Origin of the sequence: Paenibacillus sp. FSL H7-0756 (assembly GCF_038006765.1) — a bacterium.
GTDB lineage: Bacteria > Bacillota > Bacilli > Paenibacillales > Paenibacillaceae > Paenibacillus_AQ.
Map to the genome: position 1 here is coordinate 133,553 of NZ_JBBOVT010000003.1, position 21,328 is coordinate 154,880.

Below are 21,328 nucleotides of genomic sequence, written 5' to 3' on the forward strand. Positions count from 1 at the left end.
AGATTCAAGAGGAGGACTTATGACTGGGAGACGAGATCCATTGAATAAAGAGCGCTTACTGCGGGAGCTGGATGCCCTAGGGTATTCCGATAGGATCAAAGCAATCACAAGACTAGGCCGCGATCACTTGGGGTCCCCGGAATACTCACAGTTACTTACCTCCTTACTTGGGGGCGGAGCTTATGAAGCGCGTCTGGCCCTGATGGGGGCGATCGCTACGCTGGATGCGCCAGTGATTCTGGCTGGGCTGAAGCATCCGATGGCCAGCATCCGCAATACGGCAGCAGGTCTGGCAGCCAAAATAGCTTCAGCCGAAGAGATTGAACGCGAGCTTCCGCAGCTGTCACAGGATTGCCGCCGCAAGCTGCTGCGTACGGTAGCCCTGATGAACCGTCAGGAGTTGGCGGAGCGGCTATTAGCAGTGGTACAGGCCCGGTGGGGCACGGAGGAGGCAGCGATTGTACTGCAGGCTTGCTCTGCGGAAACCGTCCGCGCGCGGCTGGCTGAGCTGGGGTACGCCATTAAGGATTGGAAAAAGCTGTCCAGCCGCCATCTGGAGGTGGTTGCTGAGTATTTCACCAGAGAGCTGGAGGCGGCCCCGCTAAGGGCTAAGGGGCTGGTCTGGTCGCAGTTCTCCTCCGCGATGGAGCATCTGAGTAGTCGCAAGCCTGACCTGGTGCTGGCCTATGCGGTGGACCATGGACCGGCAGACATGCTGCCGCCTGCGCTTAAGGCGAATCTTGGCACACTGATGCGCCTGAGACCAGGCGCAGTGTATGAGCTGCTGATCCGGACGCAGACGCGTAGTGAGCTTATGACTTATGGTGTGCCTGAAGCTGTGCTCAAGCGGGCGAAGCTCCTCTCTATGGACCAGTGGTCGCAGCTTGCCAAGCTGCTGGCGGACGAGCCCTACCATGTGGCGCGGCTGCTGGAACATCTTGCGCCTTCTAAGCGCCAGGAGATTTTCGATGCTGCGTATGAGGAGGAGAAGCGCCGGGAGCGGGTTTTTCCGGAAATGCTGCTGTATGTATTGCCGCATGCGCTGCGTGACGGGGAGGCTGCCCGGATGCTGGGCCTGCGTGAGATCAGGGAGAACCGGGAGAGCACCCTGCGTATCACCGCCGCCCGCCCGATTCTTCAGGTCAGAGAGCAGCTGGAGCAGGCAATCCGGGTATCGAATGCTGATGAACGCGCTACGGCGCTGATGCAGCTGGTCCGCAGCACAGTTCTGGCAAGGCAGGGCATGGATGCTACACTATTGACCTTAGGCCGCATCCGTAATGATCAGGACCCTGTTCGGGGGGCGGTGTTCAAGGAGCTGTCGGAGAGTCCGGCGTCTGTGTACGAGGCTGCCCATGTCCCTGCGCTTACTGTGCTGGTAGACAGTGTGATTGATGCCAGAGATACCTCCTACGGTACGAGATACTCTGTGCAGCAATTGGCCTTCTCCATTCTGCGCCATCAGGCGGCGGAGCCGGGCGGGGAGCTGTTCACCTTCGCACTGGATACGCTCCAGAAGCTGGCGAAGCAGGACGGGCAGCTCTCCCTGCCATCACTTGCGAAGAACATGCCGCGGGGCGTGGAAGAGATCATTTTTGACGGCATCTATTCCTACGCTGCGCAGGCGGGGAAGCGGGAGAATTACAACCTGGTGCTGAGTCTGGCGAATTCTTTTGGGAAAAGGGGGTACGGGATCGTCAAGCTACAGCAGCTCTTACGGGAAGCCACCCGGGCCAAAACCGAGGGAACCGCGATCCGGGCAACCCGGCTCTGGCTGGAGCCGCTGCAGACGCGCGATGAACGGGTGAAGGAGCTGCTGGATGCAGATCCATCGTACATTACGATCCACGAGGTGTTTCAGCATCTGCACCTGAAGCGCCAGGAATGGCTGGACCCTTATCTGTCGGGGGCTGCGATCAAGGGTAAGTTCCTCTCGGGCAAAACGGTCTATCCTGTTCCGGCTGCGGACGGATTCTACCGCTGGCTGCCCCGCCAGCAGCAGGCGTATGCTGCCCTGTTAAGCACCATTGCCTTCGGTCCCAAGTACAGCCTGTTTGAGCGTTCCAGAGCGATTAGAATGCTGGCGATTATGCCGGATGTGAATCCGGAGCGGCTGTATGAGCTGGTTGAGGACAAAGAGGTGGCTGTGGCGGAGGCGGCACTTCATGCCTTGTCCCTGCTGGAGGAGCCGGAGAAGTCCCTGCCCGTGCTGCTGGAGCATCTGGATAGCGACCGGGCCCGTGTAGCGATGTATTCCATCCCGAGGTGTATCCGCCGGGTCCGTCCGGCGCTGCTGTCCCTGGTGCTGAAGGAGCTATTGGACCGTGAGAAGCTGAAAATTACCGTCCGTAAGGAAGCCATCCGCCTGCTTGGTGCGTATAGAAGTGAGGACAGCCTTCCGCTGCTGTTGAATGAATTCGCGAAGCCTGCTGTGCATAAAGATGTGGTGATTGCTATAGGGCATGCTGCCAGAGGGCTGCTGGATGATGAACGGAGCTGGGAGGTGCTGCGCACCATCGCTGCTTCTCCAGAGCGTGATATCGCAGTGAGCTTGTTGTCCCAGCAGCCTGCTGGGCTTCCGCTTGCTTACAGACCGCGCTATCTGGACTTAATCATAACCATTGCCGCTCACCCGGATGTATCCGTCATCAGCCAGGCTTATATTTCCATGAAGTGGTGGACAAGCGGTTATGAAGGCGCCGTTGCGGCGGCTGCGGCTCAGGCGGTTGCGGGTCTGAAGGACAGCTCCAGTTGGGAGTTCGCGATGATGACATTGATTGAAGCCGCCCGGGACGGCAAGGTGAACGCGGTTGTAGCCGGTATCTGCCGGGAGCTGGCGGCGACGCCCGTGACGCAGGAATGGAATGCAGCGGCGGATAGAGACCTGCCGCACCGGCAGCGCCTGCAGGTACTCATCAAGCAGTTAACAGGTCTGCCTAAGAGTACAAGGGTGCAGCTTACCCCGTTGTACCTGGAGCTGGCCGGCACGCTGGCCGCCGATGAGACGTTACAAGAGCTTGTCTTGACCTTATATATCGCAGTGATCGATTGGAGTAACGCTGAGGAGGCGTCCGGGTATGTGAAGCGGATCGCACGGGAGGTAACCCGTCAACCACAGCTCTTGAGTGAGTTGTACCGCGGGCTTGCCGTCAGCCTGGAGAACAGCGCCGGATACTGGACAGCGGAGACATTGCTTAAGATTGTGGATGTGCTGCGGGCAGAACCGTCTTATGAAGCCCCGTATCTCGGACTGTCTCTGCTGGAAGCAGCAGGAAGCGCGCTGCGCTGGAGCGCTGAGCCGTCAGAGCGTCTGCGGGAGTACAGGAATCATGCGAATCCCGCAGTCCGCACGCAGGCGCTGAATATTTGGACAGCGAGAGAGTCACGGCTGTTCATGCTATAACCGCATATGCAGGATGGGCCAAGGCTTGCCTTGCTCATCCTGTTCGGAGCGGCCGTAGACCTGGAAGCCTAGATGTTCATAGAATCCGGCAGCCTGGGGATTGTCTTCATTCACATCGACGGAATGCACATTCAAGTGGTGTAGGGCATAGTCCACGAGACTTTTGCCGATACCCAGTCCCCGGACAGCCGGATCTACGAACAGCATTTCAATCTTCTGATCCTGAATCCCGATGAAGCCGAGGGGATGCCCCTCCGGATGGGTATACGTGATCAAATGCCGGATCTCTGCAATCCCTTGCAGAACTAAGGGGCGCAGGTCTTCAATATCCTGCGGGGTGAGGAACAGGTGCGTAGCCCGCACAGCGTTCTCCCAGATGACTAGCAGTTCTTGGGAGAGTGTCTGGTTTCGATTTTGGTCTGTAAGGATCTTTATCGGGTTTGGGTTCATAGCGTTAGCGTTCTCCTTAATCTATTTTTTTAGAGTATAGCATTTAGAATACACAAGAATCGAGATGAAGCGTATGAAGACGAACCATCGCCTGCTGAAGTTTGGCGGGATTACCCTGATCGGCTCCGGACTGCTTTTTCTGGCCCAATATCTGTTCCTGAGGCCGGTACCGTCTCCACCGCTGCAAGCTGCTGCGCTGCTGTCCTGGCTGAGCGAGTGGCGGTTCCAGTTGTCGATGGCAGATGAGGTCTTGTTCTTCGCTGCGGTACTTCTCATCCCCTCCATCGCGGCATTATACCGGCTGCTGGTGCAGGTGAATCCGGTCCTGACAGTGTTTGGCTGCGGCCTGCTGGCGGTTAGCGTTCCTGTCTATATCGTATTGGTTATTATTCTGGGGAGGCTGGTCTATCCGGTATATGGGATTGAGCTTACGCCGGAGAGCTACAGACTGATTATCAGCTTCTATTACGGGGGCGTGCATTGTGTTGCATTAGTCGTTGGAATCGCAACGATTCTGCTGAGCCTTGTAATTTGGAAGAGTGGACTGGGAATATTCACGGCAGCCCTCGGGCTTCTGACCGGCGTGTTTGATCTTATCGGCTCCTATCCATGGTTACTTGGTGAGGGAATGATCCTGATCTCCCAGTTACTGTTCGCCGGCTGGTTCGTCATGCTTGGCGTTAACATGCGAATGATTGCGATAAGAGGGACCGATTAAGGCCATCTTCCCAAAAGATTAATGACGGGACTTCCAATTCTTGATACAATAAAACCACTTACGTGAAATTATTCACAATAAAAGCGGCTAATGATTGCTATAACGGATGTGATTGCATATTATATGTATAAAATTATAAAGTACATTTGTAAAAGTGAGGGGGATTGGAATGGCGACACATCGCTTGAACAGTATGGAAGTTAAAAAGATGAACCGGAACGCCATTTACCGGTACCTGTATCACCGTGAATCCACCTCCATTCAGGAGATTGCACAGGCGCTGGGTCTCAGTCTTCCAACCGTGACACAGAATCTCAAGGAGCTGCAGGAACGAGGGCTGATTGAGGAGACCGGGCTGTATGAATCCACCGGTGGGCGTAAGGCCAAGTCGATGGCCTGCAACAGTGTGGCGGGATATGCCGTCGGACTGGATATTACCCTGAATCATGTGGGGATTGTCGTCATTGACCTGAGCGGCAGAATCATTAAGAATGTCAGGAATCATTATCCGTTTGCGAATGAGGAGACCTACTTCCAGGGGGTAGGCAAGCTGGTGGAGGAGTTCGTAGAGGCTTGCCAGCTGGACCGCAGCCGGATTCTGGGAGTAGGGATTGCGCTGCCCGCGATTCTATCCGGGGACCGGCAGACCGTGAGCTATGCTACAGTCATAGATTTCAAGGGAGGCAGTGTCCGGCGGTTCGCCAAATACATCCCTTATCCCTGCGTCCTGAGCAATGATGCGAATGCGGCGGGACTCACTGAACTGTGGGGAGAGCAGGACATACACAATGTGGTCTATCTGTCCCTTAATAATAGCGTAGGCGGTGCCATTATAGTCGGTAACCAGATCTATGCAGGCCAGAACCACCGTAGCGGGGAGTTCGGGCACATGACGATTTTGCCTGAAGGGCGTACCTGCTACTGCGGACAGAAGGGCTGTGTAGATGCCTATTGCTCAGCGAGAATTCTCTCGGATAGTACAGGGGGCAGTATTGCGGAATTCTTCCGGCTGCTGGGAGAGGGCAGGGAGGAGCAGCAGGCCATCTGGCAGGAGTATGTAGGCTATCTGGTGATTACAGTGAATAACCTGCGGATGCTGTACGATTGCGATGTGATTCTCGGCGGCTATGCCGGGGCTCACATGGAGGAATACATCGGTGAACTTCAGGCACTGGCAGCGCGCAAGAACACCTTCGAGCAGGATGGCTCCTACCTGCGGGTCTGCAAATACAAGCTGGAGGCCACCGCTGTGGGGGCTGCCCTGGAGCTGGTGACTGAATTTATCGACAGCATCTAGATCCGGGTTGCTTTTACCCTAATATAATATCTGCTTTCCCGCTCCTCCGGAAGAGGGACGTTGCTGCAATCGCGGCCTTGTCCTTCTCTGGGGGAGTTTTTGTTGACTTCATCCCAATTCTGTTTATAATCTTATTTAAATAGTTTTATAAAAGTATATTATTATTGTGAAGCTGAAGAACGCAGAAATTTTGAAGTAACAGTAGTTTTTATAAGAGCACACTAATGTTCCTGAGGAGGAGAAACAGATGAAGAACAGAGCTTTTTATATGAAAGATCTGAAGCAAATGGAAATGAAGGAAATTAGCATGCCTGTAGCCAAAGAGGGCGAGGTTATTGTGAAGCTGGAGGTTGTCGGCATCTGCGGCTCGGATGTGCATTACCTGGAGCATGGCCGGATCGGCGACTTCGTAGTGGATGGGGACTTCATTCTCGGGCATGAATGCGCCGGTGAAGTGGTGGAGCTTGGCCCTGGTGTGAAGCACCTGAAGGTGGGGGACCGGGTGGCGCTGGAGCCTGGTGTGACCTGTGGACAGTGTGAATTCTGCAAAAGCGGCAAATATAATCTGTGCCCGGATGTACAGTTTCTAGCGACTCCGCCCTACCATGGCTGCCTGGTGAATTATATGGCTTATCCCGAGAACATGGCGTTCAAGCTGCCGGATAATGTGTCTTCGGAGGAGGGCGCGCTGGTGGAGCCGCTGGCGGTGGGACTTCATGCTGCGGCGCAAGGCGGCGTTAAGCTGGGAGACAGGGTTGTGATTCTGGGGGCGGGCTGCATAGGACTGGTTACACTACTGGCCTGCAAGGCTTACGGGGCTACGGAGATTGTGGTGGTGGACATCATTGAGAAGCGGCTGGAGGCGGCATTGAAGCTGGGGGCCTCACAGGTCATTAACGCCAAGCAGGAGAATGTGCTGGAGACCATTGCGGCTTGGACTGACGGTGCGGGTGCAGATAAGGTGATTGAGACGGCAGGCAGCGAGCATACCGTGAAGCAGACGCCATATCTGGTCAAAAGAGGCGGAACCATCGTCCTGGTCGGCCTGGCCGCTAAGGATATCATCGACTTCGACTTCATGCAGATTATGTTCAAGGAGGCGGACATCAAGTCGGTATTCCGGTACCGCAACCTGTATCCGGCAGCTATTGGCGCCATCGCGGATAGAAAGATTGACGTCAAGGGCATTGTCACCCACGAATTTGGCTTCGAGGAGACGCAACAAGCGTTCGATTATGTAATCGACAATAAGGAGGATGTGGTTAAGGCCGTCATTAAGATGGGGTAGAGGGACGATAGAGGATTGGTGGATAGATTAGCAATGGATGAATAGTGACAAGTGAGTAAAGCTGAACAGTACAGAGCTGCCCCATTGGGGCGGCTTTTTTGGCGTGAGGAGGAGCATTAGTGCACCTGAATTTGGAAAAAGTAGGCCGGATGAGCAAATGAGGAGCATTAGTGCACCTGAATTCGGTAAAAGTAGGCCGGATGAGTAAATGAGGAGCATCAGTGCACCTGAATTCGGTAAAAGTAGGCCGGATGAGCAAATGAGGAGCATCAGTGCACCTGATCTCGGCAAAAGTGGGCCGGATGAGCAAATATTTGTGCGCCACCGGCCACTGCCGAAATTCCCCGAATTTTCACCACATATCCCCCAGGAGGTTACAATTCCCTTGATTTTGACCCATTATTTTCATAATATCAATAAAAATTGGGGGTTAATCTTTAGTTTGCAGAGAGTAATGTAAACGCTTACTAGATATAATTTTCTCGAAAGGAGGACAAGTAAATATATGGGATAACCCTCAGGATAAGTTATATCCTACGGGGAGAAGCAAGCTGCAAGCAAACACATTATAATCGGGAGGTATTAATTTACAATGAAAAAGAAACTTCTTACGGTATTAATGACAGCAGCACTGAGCTTCAGCGCGTTCGCAGCGACTGCAGGCGCAACAGATTATTGGCAAAACTGGACCGATGGCGGCGGAACTGTGAATGCGGTGAACGGAAGTGGCGGGAATTACAGTGTGAACTGGTACAATACCGGGAACTTCGTAGTGGGCAAAGGCTGGACTTACGGATCACCGAACCGGGTTGTAAATTATAATGCAGGGGTTTTCGCGCCTTCCGGCAACGGCTACCTGACCTTATACGGATGGACCCGGAATTCCCTTATTGAATATTACGTGGTAGACAACTGGGGAACTTACAGACCAACCGGCGATTACAAAGGCACGGTGAACAGTGATGGCGGCACTTATGATATCTATCGTACCATGCGTTACGATGCTCCTTCCATTGACGGAAATGCTACGTTCCCGCAGTACTGGAGTGTAAGACAATCCAAACGGCCAATCGGAAGCAATGTCCAGATTACGTTCAGCAACCACGTGAACGCCTGGCAGAGCAAATCGATGTATCTGGGAAGTAGCTGGTCCTATCAGGTACTGGCTACCGAAGGATACCAGAGCAGCGGCAGCTCCAACGTAACTGTGTGGTAATGGATCAGCTGAACGCCATTTTGCCGGTTCCGGCAATGGCAGAGCTCAGCTAGACAGGGCTAAGGCCGGCCGGGTGGACAAGCTGCCGGCCTTATCATTTTCACACACTGAACTGCGCTTAGGTCCTGTACCTTGCCCATCTGCTCAAAGGAGAGGTATTCATGAGAAAACCATTAATGATTCTGATTCTGTGCATGGCAATCGCGGCTATAGCCACTGCTTGCTCTCAGGAGAAGCCTGCCGCGGATGAGCGTTTAGTACGGGTAGAAGGCGGTACTTTTAAAGATACGAAATCCAATTACTACGGGACAGAGATGACCCTCCCGGACTTCTACATCGGTAAATATGAGGTCACCCAGCAAGAATGGCTGGAAGTGATGAAGAGTAACCCCTCGCAGTTCCAAGGAGACAAGCTGCCGGTGGAGAGCGTAACCTGGTATGATGCCGTGGAGTACTGCAATGAGCGGAGTGTGAAGGAAGGCCTGGCCCCCTATTATAATATAGACAAGAGTACGGTCGATCCGAATAATACAAGTGACCGGGATTTCATGAAATGGACTGTAACGGCCAATGAAGGGGCGGACGGTTACCGTCTGCCGACAGAAGCCGAGTGGGAATATGCAGCAGGCGGAGGCCAGATGAGCACAAGCTACCCGTATAGCGGAAGCGACAACCCGGAGGAGGTGGCCTGGTACTGGAGGAATTCCGGTGATCAATTCCTGACCGGGGACTGGACCTGGCCTGCGATTGAGAACAACCATAGCCAGCCGAGAAATACCGGCCTCAAGCAACCCAATGAGCTGGGACTGTATGATATGTCAGGGAACGTAAGGGAATGGTGCTGGAACTGGTACGGTGAAGGGGATTCGAATAGCAAGACCGGCTCTGTCCGGCTGGTGAAGGGCGGCGGCTGGATCGGCGGGGTGAACAACACAGAGGTATCCTTCCGGGGTCAATACGAGCCGAGCAGCCGGGGGAATGACCAGGGGTTTCGTGTGGTTCGTGCTGTTGCTGACAAGTGATTCATCCATGAGTATTCAACAGAACAGAATAGTTTAAGCAGCAGGCCTTCGGGAAGCTAATCCGGCATGAGCGCATCTATGAATGCGGCGGCTGGAGAGGACCCGGAGGTTTTTTGTAAGACAAGGCCGTTTCCACTTGGCGCATCCCAGGAATCCTTTCAACTAACATTCAGATTCACTATGTATACTCCGTATATGGATTAAGGCACGTGCGAAGGACTCCCCGGACGCTGCCGGTCAGGAGGGTATCATGGTAAAAAGAATCCAGCAAATCGTAACACTCATCCTCGCCTTGTTCATTGGGCTGTTCATCGCTTCATCCTTCTTTCTCCGGGCGAAATATAATTATTCCGTGTATGGAGACCGGGCGGTGCTGGAAGGGCAGCAGCCGCTTGTGTTCCTGCTATGGATTGTAGTTGTTCTGGGACTGGGCTACGTGCTGTACAGACTCTCCCGGAAGCTTGAAGGGTACAGCCGGGCCAAGGTTATTCCCGCCGTTCTGCTGGTGTCTTGTATTATGCAGGCCGTGATTATTTTCCTGTTCACCCGCATGCCTACAGATGATTCACAGACGGTGCTGTCCCTGGCCTGGGCGATGCTCTATGACAAGGATTATTCCTCCTTCCAGTCAGGCGGATACCTGTATATGTTCCCGTTCAATTTCTCCTTTGTGCTGTATCTGAAGACGCTGCTGCTGCTGTTCCCGGACAATTATCTGGTGATCAAAAGCTTCACCATCCTGTTCTCGCTCGTCACCACGCTGGTTATCTATCTGCTCTGCCAAGAGCTGAAGCCCAAATCAGACCGGAAGGACTATGGCCTTCTGATCGTGGCTGCGACCTATGTTCCGGCTTTGTTCATGAGCAACTTCATCTATAATGATGGAATTGCCACGGCTCTGCTCACCAGCGCGCTCTACTTCGGAGTCAGGTTCATCCGCAGAAGATCCATGAAGGATATGCTGTTCGCGGCAGTACTGCTGACACTTGGCAACTACTTCCGCAGTATAGGTATGATCTTCCTGATTGCCATTGTTCTCAGTCTGCTCCTGAACCTGCGGGCGATTGGCGTGAAGAAGGTCATTGCCGCCGTTGGAGTAACGCTGCTGCTGTGGGTTCTTCCTGCCTGGATTCAGAATACGGCGCTTCAGGCAACAGGCATTGTGGACGAATCTCCGTCCAGCAATTCTGCTCCAGTGTACATGTGGCTGAATATGGGGATTAATCTGGAGACACTCGGGTTCTGGGATGACCGGGAGAGCTATAATATCTACCAGCAGGAGGCCGGCTATAACAAGGCGGAGAGTGTAGAACTGTTCAAGGCGTCCATCCGCAGCAAGCTCTCTGACGCGACCTTAACTGAGCTTGCAGGAATGTATTATAAAAAGCTGGTCTGGACCTGGACGGAAGGAACGTATCAGATAGAGCGCTACGGGATAGGAAATGAAGGAGCCTCCTCCACTGGCGGGAGGGGCGGCATGGTGATGGGCCATTACAGCTATTCCACAGCTGCAAGCAGGCTGTTTGAAGGTGCTTCTATGTACCGGAGCGCCTTGCTGTGGGCCTTATATGTCCAGAATTTCCTGATGTACGTCTTCATTCTGATCCGGTTAATCCGGGGACTGCGGGCTAAGCGCTTCGCGGAGACCCCGCTCCTTCTGGTGATTCTTGGCTTCATCGGGTTCTACCTGCTCTGGGAGATTAAGTCCCGGTATCTGTATCCCGTGTATCCGCTGCTGCTTGTCTTGTCTTACCTGGGTTTCCAAGATGCCTATGCCCTGCTGACCGGCAGAAGGAGGTCTCATGATGCGGACTAAGAAATATTACATCACCTTAATCATTAGTATGCTTAGCTGTTCGCTGCTGCTCACTTCCTGCGAAGCAGTCACGGCTCAGAATATCACCAGTGCAGACTTCAATTCCCGGCCCGGCGGATTCCCCGGCATGAACGGCGGCGCGGGCTTCAGGGACGGGAGCAGGGGAATGAACCGGGAAGGCACTGGCAAGAGGGGGATGCAAAGGCCAGACGGGAGGGCAGACAGCACGCAATGATTGCGAAGCAGTGGACGCTGAGCTGTTATCCCGCTATCCGCTTTGTGACACTGCCGCTTTGTCACTCTGCCAGTCCTTCAGGACAATGCTTTTTCCATTTCCGGATTTTCCCCCGAAAGGTCTTGAACGGAGCGGCAGAGTTAATGTGAATCCACCGGGCCATCGGCCAGTTCTCCTTGGTTCCGGTCCACTTACGCGCGCCTTGGATGAACAGCTCCTCCTCCGTCAATGTTTCGATCCAGTCCAGCCACTGTTGCTCTGATTGCCGGAAGAGCTCGCGCAACTCAGGCAGAGAATACTCCGCATATTTGCTGTAAAAGGACTGATACAACCCGCCGAGCTGATTCCACTTGAAATCCGCAGCGGGCATGGAGAAGGTCTGTCCCTCCAGCTCGCTCCGGTCCCAGCCCCTAACCAAATCCAGCCAGCCCAGCTGATAAGCGATGATCTCGGCAGGGGTTTTGTCCACCTCGGGAATTCGCATATCCTTATATGTATTGTTAATTCCATCATACTCGGCATCCAAGAGCAGGTACAGATTATGGATCGAGTCCATCAGCTCCTGCCGGGATGAGTATTCATAGCTTGCCATAACAATCACTCCTTTCCTCTGGTTATACCACAGGGTTGTGACAACAGTCTGTCCAGTTTAACCGGGTGCATCGAAACTATATGTGTGGCCAAGGGGGAGTCTTGCGCCAAATACGCTGTACACTCACAAGCTTGTTCTCAACGAAGCTTAGCTTATAGATGTCGGGCATTTCTAACTGCTTCCAGAAGCTATAATCATAACGCTTATCCAGAGCATTCATGATCAGGACCATCATATTACCGTGCGTTCCGATAGCGATTGAATTTCCTTTATATTGCTGCAAAACTTTATAGAGTGCTTGTACGCCTCTCTTCTGGGCAACCAGATTGGATTCTCCTCCCGGCCAGGCGAAGGAATAATCCGCCCAGACCTGATCCATAGCAAGCCCGAAATCGGCGACAGGCTCAGCAGATAAGATTCTTTCTTTAAAATCATCTTCAATTACAATCCTAGTCCTGAGCGGTTTCTCCAGCCCCTCAATGGTTTGTATAGCCCGTTTATAGGGACTAGAGATCAGAATGTTAATATTCTCATGAAGTAGTAGACGGGTAACTCTCTGTGCGTCTGCCCGTCCATCTTCGGATAAAGGTCTATTCAATTCGTCGGTAGAATAAGTAGAGTGAGCATGTCGTACGAAGTACAGAGTGGTAATCATTCACTATCGCCTCATCTATTAATATTTATACAGTATTGTAACACGAAGAGGACGGGGGATTCAGTGATGAAGGAGCAGTATGGAGAGAGGATCAAGCAGGTCATTGCCTACATAGAAAATCACAGCAGCCAGCCGCTGCGGCTGGATCAGCTGGCGGAGATCTCCCATTTCTCCAAATATCATTTCACCAGAATATTTACAGCCTTCACCGGCATGACGCCCATGGCCTTCGTAACCAGGAAGCGCGTCGAGCAGGCCTTGGTGCTGCTTAGCCGGACGAATCAGACGATTCTGGAGATTGCAGGGGAGAGCGGCTTTGAATCGGTCTCCGCCTTGAATGTCCATTTCAAACGGCATTTCGGCTGTACGCCCAGCAGTGTCAGGAACAGCAGGCAGAAACATAGCAATTTCCCATCACTCCTCAGCAATAAGCAGGCAGAGCTGGCCGCCCTGGCGGATTACAATAAAGCCGAAGGTAATTCGCTGTTAAGGAGGGCATGGGACAGTATGGTGGAACTTAGAGTAATTGCAGAAGTTGAAGTCGCTTATGTCAGGCATATTGGTAGTTACCTGGACACGCATCACGCATGGGACAAGCTAACCGGCTGGGCTACTGAGAAGGGGCTGCATCCGGCGAATCAGCAGTTCATCGGAATCTCACTGGATGACGGGGAACTTACGGAAGAGTCTGTATGCCGCTATGATGCTTGCGTTACACTTCCGGAGGGATTCGAACGGGAGGCCCATCGGGAGGAGGTAGCATACAAGACTCTATCCGGCGGGCAGTATGCGGTGTATTCCTACTATGATACGTTAGAGAGATTTGTCCTTGCGTATGATACGATGTTCAGCGTATGGTTACCCCGCAGCGGCTATGAAGCCGATGACCGGCCATGTCTTGAATTCTGTCTGAATGATCCTGCGCAGGACCCGCAGGGCAAGTGCATGGTTGAGCTGTACGTCCCCATTAGGCCAAGCGCTTAAGGATCAGAGAAGGGAGTGCCCCGGGTGAAGATGGAGATTGTATTTGACCAGTTCCCTGTCTTAAGATCAGAGGAGCTGGTGCTGGGCAAGATTGAGGAGCAGCATCTGGACGGGCTGTTCGAGATTTACAGCAATGACCATGTGTTCGAATATTGCGGGATTATCCCCAAGCACAATAAGACTACAGTCAAGAGCATGATCGGTCATTATGAGCGGGATTATGGCAAAAGATCGCGGATCAAGTGGGGCATCTTCGCTCCAGCGGACGATACGCACCTGCTCGGAATCATTGAAGCCTGCGACTTCAATCAGAGGGTTAATATGGTCACCATTGGCTACTTCCTTGCGGAAGCCCAGTGGGGGAGGGGCCTCGCCTCCAGGGCCGTTGAGCTGTTGACAGCATTTCTGTTCCAGCAGGCTCAGGTGAACCGGATTCAGGCGGAAGTGATGCTGAATAATGAGCCCTCCAAGAAGGTGCTGCTGAAGAACGGATATGTCAAGGAAGGGATGCTGCGGCAGGCGGCCCTCTGGTCCGGCAAGGGCGTGGTCGATCTGGAGATCTATAGTATGCTGAGGGAAGAGTATATGAAGGTTCTACAACCGGACCATGAGGCCCTTATTTTGTGAAAAAGACTGCTTTACCGCTCGTCCGCGGACTGAGGGGCCGTTATAAGGCCAGTTGGTGATGGAATTGAGGCAAGAGCGGCTAGTTAAGTGCATGTGAGTCCGCTTAGCCCGTGAAATGGTGCAATGTACAGGAATAGCGGCTCTCCAGTCCGCATGGATCGCAGCAGGAGTATTAGTATTGCTTAATTGCACGAAATTGAGAAAGCCAGTAACAGTAGTCTTAGGCGGTAACGGATCTTACGTGAGGGCGCAATCTTCACTGAAGATGTGCTGTACGGTCCAACTAAGCATGCCAAAAACCGCAGACAGGGGAGCCCCTGCTGCGGTTTTTGGCGATTTCTTAAAATATAAGAATCTATATGTTTCACACGATAGATTATCCTTCTATTTCTCGCTGAAACGGTACCGTCCTTTAAAAGGACGGCAAAGCCGTTTCCACTTGTTTGAACCTATATAAATTGAACTACAAGTACAATCTATATAGCCTTACTTGCGTTGCACGTCAGGCTTCCATCTTCTGCGCCGTATACAGCCGGTGGTACAGGCCGCGGCGGGCGATCAGCTCATCATGCGAGCCGCTCTCGGCAATGCCCTTGTTCGAGACATACATGATCCGGTCGCAGTTCTTCACTGTAGACAGGCGGTGCGCGATGATGAACGAGGTCCGGCCCTTAAGCAGCTCATTCAGCCCCTTCTGGAGCAGACGCTCGGTCTGTGCATCAATAGAGGAGGTGGCTTCATCCAGAATGAGAATCCGCGGGTTGGCCAGCAGCGTTCTGGCGAACGAGATGAGCTGACGCTGCCCCTGGGAGAGCTTGGAGCCGCGTTCGTTCACCTCGGTCTGGTAGCCCTGATCGAATTCGCGGATGAAATCATCCGCACAAACCGCCTTCGCAGCGGCGATAACCTCCTGCTCGGTGGCATCCGGTCTGCCATAGCGGATGTTATCCAGAATGGTTCCCGAGAAGATGAAGCTGTCCTGCAGCATAATCCCCATCTGTCCGCGTAGCGACTTCAGCGTGATCTGCGAGATATCCTGCCCGTCGATCAGAATGCGTCCGCCGGTCAGGTTATAGAAGCGTGAGATCAGGTTGACGACGGTGGTCTTGCCCGCTCCGGTCGGACCGACCAGAGCGATGCTCTCTCCCGCTGCGACATCGAAGGAGATGTTCTCCAGGATATTCAGGCCCGGATCGTAGGCGAAGGTGACATCATCGAACGTCACCCGGCCCTCCACTGGCGGCAGCGTCTTCGCACCGGGGATATCGCTGACCGTCACCGGCTCATCCAGCGTCTCGAAGATCCGCTCCAGATAAGCGACCGCATTAATGAAGTTATTGTACAAGTTCGACAGGTTCAGAATCGGCTGCCAGAAGCGTGCCGCATAGCTGCTCATCGCGAGAATGACGCCCAGCGTCATATTCTGCGGGTCCAGGGTCAGCAGGCCGACCAGGAAGATCATAGCCGTAACAATGGTAGACAGGTTATCGACACTGAACGGAATCAGTATGTTGTAACGCAGCGCCTTCATCCAGGCCGTGCGGAAGTTGCCGGCCAGACGGGTGAAGATCCCTTCATTGCGTGTCTCCCGGGAGAACATCTGGGTGACGCCGATGCCGCTGATGCTCTCCTGCAGATAGGCATTCAGGTTGGAGCTTTTGTTCGATACGGCCTGCCAGGCCCGGCGCTGCCGGGTCTTGATCAGCAGCATGACGCCGAGGAATACCGGCAGTCCGGCCAGAATGATGAAGGAGAGCCGCACATCCACGGCGAACATGAACACCGCGATGAAGATCAGGTTCACGATTTCCAGGATGAAGTTGATAATCCCGTTGGACAACACGTCAGAGACCCCGTTGACGTAGTTCACGACCCGGATCAGGATTTTGCCCTGCGGCCGGTCGTCATAATATTTGAAGGGCAGCTCCTGCAGATGCTTGAACAGGTCGGTGCGGATATCGAAAATAATATCCTGACCGACACGGGTCATAATCCGTGAGCGGATAGTCGCCAGAATGACACTGACCACGATGGTCGCCAGCATTAGCAGGGACCAGCCTGCCAGTGCTCCCATGTCTTTGGCGGGTATGGTCACATCCACCACATGCTGCATGATCAGCGGAGCCGACAAGGCGATTGCCGCCGACAATGCACTAAGCGCGAATGCGATAAGCATCGGCTTCTTTTTGCGTCTGATATAGACCATGGCCCGCCGGAAATGCTTGATATTAAACGGCGATTCCAGATTCTCATCGACATCGAATTTATTCCTGGCCAATCTCGGTCACCTGCCTTCCAATGCCCTCGTTCTGAAGCATGAATACATCATAGTAATAACCCCGCTTCGCCAGCAGCTCGGCGTGGGTCCCTTCCTCAATCAAGCGCCCGCCCTCCAGGATCAGAATGCGGTCAGCCTGGGCCGTAGTGGATACCCGCTGTGCGATGATGATCTTCGTGCAGGGATACTCCAGCTCCCGGAGGCTGCGCTGGATATGCTCCTCGGTCTCCAGATCGACCGCTGAGGTCGTATCATCCAGGATCAGAATCGGACGTTGGACCGCCAGGGCGCGGGCCAGCGCAATCCGCTGCTTTTGGCCCCCGGACAACCCGACACCGCGTTCCCCGACTACGGTATCGTAGCCTTCAGGCATTTTGACAATGAAATCATGGGCAGCGGCCAGAGCCGCGTAAGCCTGCGCATCCTCCTCAGGCAGATCGGGATCGCCGTAGGCAATGTTGCCGTCAATGGTATCGGAGAACAGCAGGACATCCTGCGTAGCCATCCCGATATTCCCGCGCAGCTCATCCAGCTCAAGCTCCCGGACATCTCTGTCGTCCACCAGCACACGCCCGCCAGCCACATCATAGAAGCGGGGAATGAGGTTGATAAGCGAGGTTTTGCCGGAGCCGGTGGCCCCCATAATCGCAATGGTCTCGCCGGGGGCGATCGTGAAGCTCACATCATCCAGCACGGTAGCGTTATCATATTTGAACCGGACATGGTCGAATTCAATCCGTCCCTCATAGCGGCGGTGCTCTACCGGATTGTGATCGTTGGCAATTGCCGGACGGGCGTAATAGATATCGACGATTTTGGATAAGCTGGCAAAGAAACGCTGGATATCATTAATAATAATCCCGATATTGCGCATCGGGTTCGAGACAGCCCAGATCAGCGAGGAGAACGCCGTGAACTCACCGAAGGTAATCCGGCCCTCCATCACATAGTAACCGCCGGCCAGCATCAGGACCACGTTGAAGCCTTGGGCGAACGACTCCAGATAAGGGAAGTAGTCGAGCCAGACGAGGGCCGCTTTTTTATTCGCCACCGCGTAGTTGACATTCTTCTCTGTGAACTTGGCAATCTCGAACTCCTCACGGGCAAAAGCCTTCACCACCCGGTTCCCGGAGATATTCTCCTGGGTCGTCGTATTAAGCTGGGACAGCCGTTCGCGCAGGTCGATGTACATCGGGCGCACTCGCTTGGCGAAGATAAAGGCCACTACAAAAATCGGCGGGGACAGGATCAGCATCCACAGCGTCAGCTTCACATCAATTGTGAGGAAATAAATGACGGCTGCCAGGAAAATCGTAAGCGATTCAATGATCGTTTTGAAAATCCACGCCATCGAGTGGCGGACCATATCCAGATCCCCCGTCATTTTGGTCATCAGGTCCCCGGTGCGGTTGCGGTCATAATATTCCCGGTCCTGGCCCTGAATCTTGTTGTACAGATAAATCCGGATATTGTACATCATATTCTGTGAAGAAATTTCGTACTGCATGGTCGTAAAGTATGCCAGCCCTGTACGGAGCAGAGAGAAGCCGATCATGCCCAGGCACAGTGCAATAAGCAGTCCGCGTCCTGTAGCAAGATTCTCTCCTGCGTGGTCACCGGCAATGAACGTATCGACGATGCGCTGGCTGATGTAGGGGTTCACAATCGTAAGACTTGAGCCCACCACCGAGAGGCAGAGCGCCACGATATACCGCGCCCGGTTGCCCTCCAGGTTCTGCCACAGCCATTTGATTTCAAACATCTGATCACCTGTTTCCTGTTGTCTTGTGATAAACAAAGTGATTATAACACTATGAACCAAAATGTATAGGTTCTGGGGCAATTTATTGTTACAAATGGTGAAACTTTCTGCTGGAGTAATCCAGTAATTCTGCATTGCGTTAATGTAGATCACAGCTTACAATGATGCTTACATATTAAGATAGATTGCGTGGAGTACATGTGAGGTGTACAGGTGTACATATGAGGAGGAGCATTTCGTTGGAATCCAAAGAGTTAACCAGAGGACTTAAGCCGCGGCATATCGAGCTGATCGCACTGGGCGGCACGATTGGCGTGGGATTATTCATGGGCTCGGCAAGTACGATTAAGTGGGCGGGGCCTTCCGTGCTGCTTGCGTATCTTTTGGCAGGAATCATTATGTTTTTTGTGATGCGGATTATGGGGGAGATGCTGGTGATGGAGCCGGTGACCGGTTCTTTTGCCACGTTTGCCCACAAATATATCAGCCCGCTGGCCGGCTTCCTGACCGCCTGGAGCTATTGGTTCCTGTGGGTGACAGTCGGAATGGCGGAGGTTACGGCAATTGGTATCTATGTCGGGTACTGGTTCCCGGATATCCCGCAGTGGATTCCGGCGCTGATCGGGGTGGGCATCATTGCGGCAGCCAATCTGGCGGCGGTGAAGCTGTACGGGGAGTTTGAATTCTGGTTTGCGATGATCAAGGTGGTTGCCATTGTTGTGATGCTGGTGATCGGCACCGGGGTGATTTTTTTCGGTCTCGGGAATGGCGGGCAGCCGCTAGGTCTGTCCAATCTGTATAGCCATGGCGGTTTTTTTGCCGGAGGATTGAAGGGATTTCTGTTCGCGCTCTGCATTGTCACGGCGGCCTATCAGGGGATTGAACTGGTGGGGATTACGGCAGGGGAAGCCGAGAATCCGAAGCAAACGCTGCGCAAAGCGATCAAGAATATCATCTGGCGCATTCTGATTTTCTACGTGGGGGCCATCTTCATCATTGTGACCATCTATCCGTGGAATGAGATCGGCGAGATCGGCAGTCCGTTCGTGTTGACCTTCGCCAAGGTGGGGATTGTCGCTGCGGCTGGCATTATCAACTTCGTGGTGCTGACAGCGGCGATGTCGGGCTGCAACAGCGGAATCTACAGTGCGGGAAGAATGCTCTACACGCTGGCCCAGAACGGACAGGCTCCGAAGTTCTTCGGCAGAGTCTCTGCCAGCGGAGTGCCCCGGAACAGCATTATTACCACGATCTCCCTGCTGCTGGTAGGCGTATTGTTAAACTATCTGATACCGGACTCCAAGCTGTTTCTCTATATTTACAGTGCCAGCGTGCTTCCGGGAATGATTCCGTGGTTCGCCCTGGCCTTCAGCCAGTTCAGATTCAGAGAGCGATGGGCAGGCGAGATGGCAGTCCATCCGTTCAAGTCCCGCTTTTTCCCGGTCAGTAACTACATTATCATTATCTTCCTGTCGCTGGTCATCATCGGCATGTGGTTCAACCCGGATACCCATCTGTCGCTGATCGTCGGCGCGTCGTTCCTGGCTGTTGTTGTGGCGGGGTACTATGCGTTTGGGATCGGCAGACGCCGGATGCCCGGGGATGGGGAGGAAGTGTAGGGTTGTTGCGGAAGGGTGGCAGGCAAGCGGCCGCAGCTATCTAACATAACAACAAGTGGAAAAACGTCATCTAATTATAACAAAATCGTTGTTTGGCGAATTGTAGTTGGAAATTATACACCTAATCCAGCCGGATATAGGTAACATCGCAGATATGGGCAGAGTTAAGTGTCATAAATCCAACTAATTTCCGTCACACGGGAGATCGCTGGTTAACAAGTGCCTGAAATCCAACTAAAAGGCTTCCGAAGCAATTACGCTCCGGAGGCCTTTTGCATGTCACTTCCTAAGAAGAAGCTGCCGCAGCAGCAGAGGCTGCAGCTACAGCAATCGCTGTCTGCTGGGCAATGATGATGTTGGTCAGGCTGGTAGATAGGGTAGATTCAATAATACCGTTTCTCACATCGACTATATATTGATAGGAGACGAGTGCGGCAGACAGCAGGAGCAGCTCCTGCTTGTTGATGGACCAGCCGCCGAAGCCCTTTTGCGGGCGCAGAAATTCATAGGTGTCTGAGACATCGCTTACCAGTTGCTGCTGTTCGTACGGGATCAGGGACAGGATGCCAAGGGACGAGAGCGTATACTCCTTATCCAGCCGGATATCCCTTGCCCGGAACGCCTCGCGCAGGCTAAGCACCCGGCTTGTGAGATCCTCTCCGCCTAGCACCAGCACCTGTGTCAGCGCCTGAACACTATTGCCGGAGAAGAATTCGGGCTTAAGCGTAGCATAGAGCTGCTCCAGCTGCTCCAGCCCTTGCTCTACAGGGATATCGGAGAGTCCGAGCATGGCAGCGAAGATATAGTCATCCCGCCCGGTGAGGAAACGGTGCTTCGACCGCATCCCCTCGTAGAAGGCTTGGGTGCGGTCTATGGCTGCGGCATATTGATCGTACGGGGTATGGGCAGCGATCTGATAGGCGGCAATGACCAGGTAGTCGGAGGCCCGGAATTTGCGTTCCTTGAGCAGGTCATATACAGCCAGCGTAGCTGCAAGCTGCTGTTCCGGCTGGGGGGACAGGGAGAGCAGCGCAGCAATACAGATGGCAGAGGTTCCCCGGAAGGACGAGAAGCCCCGGGTGTTATCCTTGACCATCTCATGATACATGCGGATTGCCTGCACATTGGCGGTCTTGTCCTCCACGGCGTAGAGCAAGGCTGCCAGCCGGTTCACAGAGGCATTTTGCCAGGGGAATTCCTGTTTAATCTGCTGGGCGTTGGTTACGAATAATTCAAGTCTGGCTATGTACGATTGCTTCATCTCATGCACCTCTCATCTAGTGGTAGGGAATCTGGGTATATTCTACTATAAAAACCAAAACGATGAAATTGAAACTCTTCCATTAGACTTGCCCCCAAACCTATG

Annotated in this window: 17 protein-coding genes; 11 read left to right on the plus strand and 6 right to left on the minus strand. The window is 53.5% G+C overall.

Annotation, left to right across the window (positions count from 1 at the left end; all coding sequences use genetic code 11):
- The first annotated feature begins 19 nt into the window (after window positions 1–19).
- Window positions 20–3,403 (plus strand): HEAT repeat domain-containing protein, encoded by a 3,384-nt coding sequence (locus NST04_RS26490; RefSeq protein ID WP_341186947.1) that lies wholly within the window; start codon window positions 20–22, stop codon window positions 3,401–3,403.
- Here NST04_RS26490 and NST04_RS26495 read toward each other — a convergent pair.
- Window positions 3,398–3,853 (minus strand): acetyltransferase, encoded by a 456-nt coding sequence (locus NST04_RS26495; protein ID WP_341186948.1) that lies wholly within the window; start codon window positions 3,851–3,853, stop codon window positions 3,398–3,400. The genes NST04_RS26490 and NST04_RS26495 overlap by 6 nt on opposite strands.
- A gap of 64 nt (window positions 3,854–3,917) precedes the next feature.
- Here NST04_RS26495 and NST04_RS26500 point away from each other — a divergent pair, with 64 nt between their 5' ends.
- The 7 genes from NST04_RS26500 to NST04_RS26530 all read left to right on the plus strand — a co-directional run bounded on the left by NST04_RS26500 (window position 3,918) and on the right by NST04_RS26530 (window position 11,445).
- On the plus strand, window positions 3,918–4,571 hold the full coding sequence (locus tag NST04_RS26500; protein ID WP_341186949.1) for a hypothetical protein: 654 nt from the start codon (window positions 3,918–3,920) through the stop codon (window positions 4,569–4,571).
- Between the two features lie 193 nt (window positions 4,572–4,764).
- Entirely contained in the window at window positions 4,765–5,868 is a 1,104-nt protein-coding gene (locus NST04_RS26505) for an ROK family transcriptional regulator (RefSeq protein WP_341186950.1), read from the plus strand.
- A gap of 247 nt (window positions 5,869–6,115) precedes the next feature.
- On the plus strand, window positions 6,116–7,156 hold the full coding sequence (locus NST04_RS26510; protein WP_341186951.1) for an NAD(P)-dependent alcohol dehydrogenase: 1,041 nt from the start codon (window positions 6,116–6,118) through the stop codon (window positions 7,154–7,156).
- Window positions 7,157–7,748: 592 nt separating this feature from the next.
- Window positions 7,749–8,372: a glycoside hydrolase family 11 protein gene (locus NST04_RS26515; protein WP_036694640.1), complete on the plus strand. Its 624-nt coding sequence runs from the start codon at window positions 7,749–7,751 to the stop codon at window positions 8,370–8,372.
- 161 nt (window positions 8,373–8,533) lie between these two features.
- Complete coding sequence (locus NST04_RS26520; RefSeq protein ID WP_341186952.1) at window positions 8,534–9,394, plus strand: formylglycine-generating enzyme family protein; 861 nt, start codon at window positions 8,534–8,536, stop codon at window positions 9,392–9,394.
- A 250-nt stretch (window positions 9,395–9,644) separates the two neighbouring features.
- Window positions 9,645–11,210 (plus strand): glycosyltransferase family 39 protein, encoded by a 1,566-nt coding sequence (locus NST04_RS26525; protein WP_341186953.1) that lies wholly within the window; start codon window positions 9,645–9,647, stop codon window positions 11,208–11,210.
- Complete coding sequence (locus tag NST04_RS26530) at window positions 11,200–11,445, plus strand: hypothetical protein (protein ID WP_341186954.1); 246 nt, start codon at window positions 11,200–11,202, stop codon at window positions 11,443–11,445. The genes NST04_RS26525 and NST04_RS26530 overlap by 11 nt, the downstream gene beginning before the upstream one ends.
- Before the next feature lie 61 nt (window positions 11,446–11,506).
- On the opposite strand, the gene NST04_RS26535 is transcribed toward NST04_RS26530, so the two are convergent.
- Window positions 11,507–12,037, minus strand: coding sequence for a ClbS/DfsB family four-helix bundle protein (locus tag NST04_RS26535; protein ID WP_341186955.1), 531 nt, complete (start codon window positions 12,035–12,037; stop codon window positions 11,507–11,509).
- A gap of 76 nt (window positions 12,038–12,113) precedes the next feature.
- Window positions 12,114–12,689, minus strand: a complete 576-nt coding sequence (locus NST04_RS26540) for a histidine phosphatase family protein (protein ID WP_341188058.1) — start codon at window positions 12,687–12,689, stop codon at window positions 12,114–12,116.
- Window positions 12,690–12,758: 69 nt separating this feature from the next.
- Here NST04_RS26540 and NST04_RS26545 point away from each other — a divergent pair, with 69 nt between their 5' ends.
- Together NST04_RS26545 and NST04_RS26550 are read left to right on the plus strand one after the other, a co-directional pair.
- Window positions 12,759–13,676 carry an AraC family transcriptional regulator gene (locus NST04_RS26545; protein WP_341186956.1) on the plus strand — a complete coding sequence of 306 codons (918 nt, stop codon included), beginning with the start codon at window positions 12,759–12,761 and terminating at the stop codon, window positions 13,674–13,676.
- Between the two features lie 24 nt (window positions 13,677–13,700).
- Window positions 13,701–14,303, plus strand: a complete 603-nt coding sequence (locus tag NST04_RS26550; RefSeq protein ID WP_341186957.1) for a GNAT family N-acetyltransferase — start codon at window positions 13,701–13,703, stop codon at window positions 14,301–14,303.
- 502 nt (window positions 14,304–14,805) lie between these two features.
- On the opposite strand, the gene NST04_RS26555 is transcribed toward NST04_RS26550, so the two are convergent.
- Both NST04_RS26555 and NST04_RS26560 read right to left on the minus strand, forming a co-directional pair.
- Window positions 14,806–16,581 (minus strand): ABC transporter ATP-binding protein, encoded by a 1,776-nt coding sequence (locus NST04_RS26555; protein WP_341186958.1) that lies wholly within the window; start codon window positions 16,579–16,581, stop codon window positions 14,806–14,808.
- Window positions 16,568–18,343, minus strand: a complete 1,776-nt coding sequence (locus tag NST04_RS26560) for an ABC transporter ATP-binding protein (RefSeq protein ID WP_341186959.1) — start codon at window positions 18,341–18,343, stop codon at window positions 16,568–16,570. The genes NST04_RS26555 and NST04_RS26560 overlap by 14 nt, the downstream gene beginning before the upstream one ends.
- A gap of 239 nt (window positions 18,344–18,582) precedes the next feature.
- Here NST04_RS26560 and NST04_RS26565 point away from each other — a divergent pair, with 239 nt between their 5' ends.
- On the plus strand, window positions 18,583–19,962 hold the full coding sequence (locus tag NST04_RS26565; protein WP_341186960.1) for an amino acid permease: 1,380 nt from the start codon (window positions 18,583–18,585) through the stop codon (window positions 19,960–19,962).
- A 286-nt stretch (window positions 19,963–20,248) separates the two neighbouring features.
- On the opposite strand, the gene NST04_RS26570 is transcribed toward NST04_RS26565, so the two are convergent.
- Complete coding sequence (locus NST04_RS26570) at window positions 20,249–21,223, minus strand: DUF4003 family protein (RefSeq protein ID WP_341186961.1); 975 nt, start codon at window positions 21,221–21,223, stop codon at window positions 20,249–20,251.
- Window positions 21,224–21,328: the final 105 nt, after the last annotated feature.

Excerpts from the sequence above, each read along its gene's own strand:
- NST04_RS26490 (WP_341186947.1), top strand. The coding sequence starts at position 20 with ATGACTGGGAGACGAGATCCATTGAATAAAGAGCGCTTACTGCGGGAG.
- NST04_RS26495 (WP_341186948.1), bottom strand. The coding sequence starts at position 3,853 with ATGAACCCAAACCCGATAAAGATCCTTACAGACCAAAATCGAAACCAG.
- NST04_RS26500 (WP_341186949.1), top strand. The coding sequence starts at position 3,918 with ATGAAGCGTATGAAGACGAACCATCGCCTGCTGAAGTTTGGCGGGATT.
- NST04_RS26505 (WP_341186950.1), top strand. The coding sequence starts at position 4,765 with ATGGAAGTTAAAAAGATGAACCGGAACGCCATTTACCGGTACCTGTAT.
- NST04_RS26510 (WP_341186951.1), top strand. The coding sequence starts at position 6,116 with ATGAAGAACAGAGCTTTTTATATGAAAGATCTGAAGCAAATGGAAATG.
- NST04_RS26515 (WP_036694640.1), top strand. The coding sequence starts at position 7,749 with ATGAAAAAGAAACTTCTTACGGTATTAATGACAGCAGCACTGAGCTTC.
- NST04_RS26520 (WP_341186952.1), top strand. The coding sequence starts at position 8,534 with ATGAGAAAACCATTAATGATTCTGATTCTGTGCATGGCAATCGCGGCT.
- NST04_RS26525 (WP_341186953.1), top strand. The coding sequence starts at position 9,645 with ATGGTAAAAAGAATCCAGCAAATCGTAACACTCATCCTCGCCTTGTTC.
- NST04_RS26530 (WP_341186954.1), top strand. The coding sequence starts at position 11,200 with ATGCGGACTAAGAAATATTACATCACCTTAATCATTAGTATGCTTAGC.
- NST04_RS26535 (WP_341186955.1), bottom strand. The coding sequence starts at position 12,037 with ATGGCAAGCTATGAATACTCATCCCGGCAGGAGCTGATGGACTCGATC.
- NST04_RS26545 (WP_341186956.1), top strand. The coding sequence starts at position 12,759 with ATGAAGGAGCAGTATGGAGAGAGGATCAAGCAGGTCATTGCCTACATA.
- NST04_RS26560 (WP_341186959.1), bottom strand. The coding sequence starts at position 18,343 with ATGTTTGAAATCAAATGGCTGTGGCAGAACCTGGAGGGCAACCGGGCG.
- NST04_RS26570 (WP_341186961.1), bottom strand. The coding sequence starts at position 21,223 with ATGAAGCAATCGTACATAGCCAGACTTGAATTATTCGTAACCAACGCC.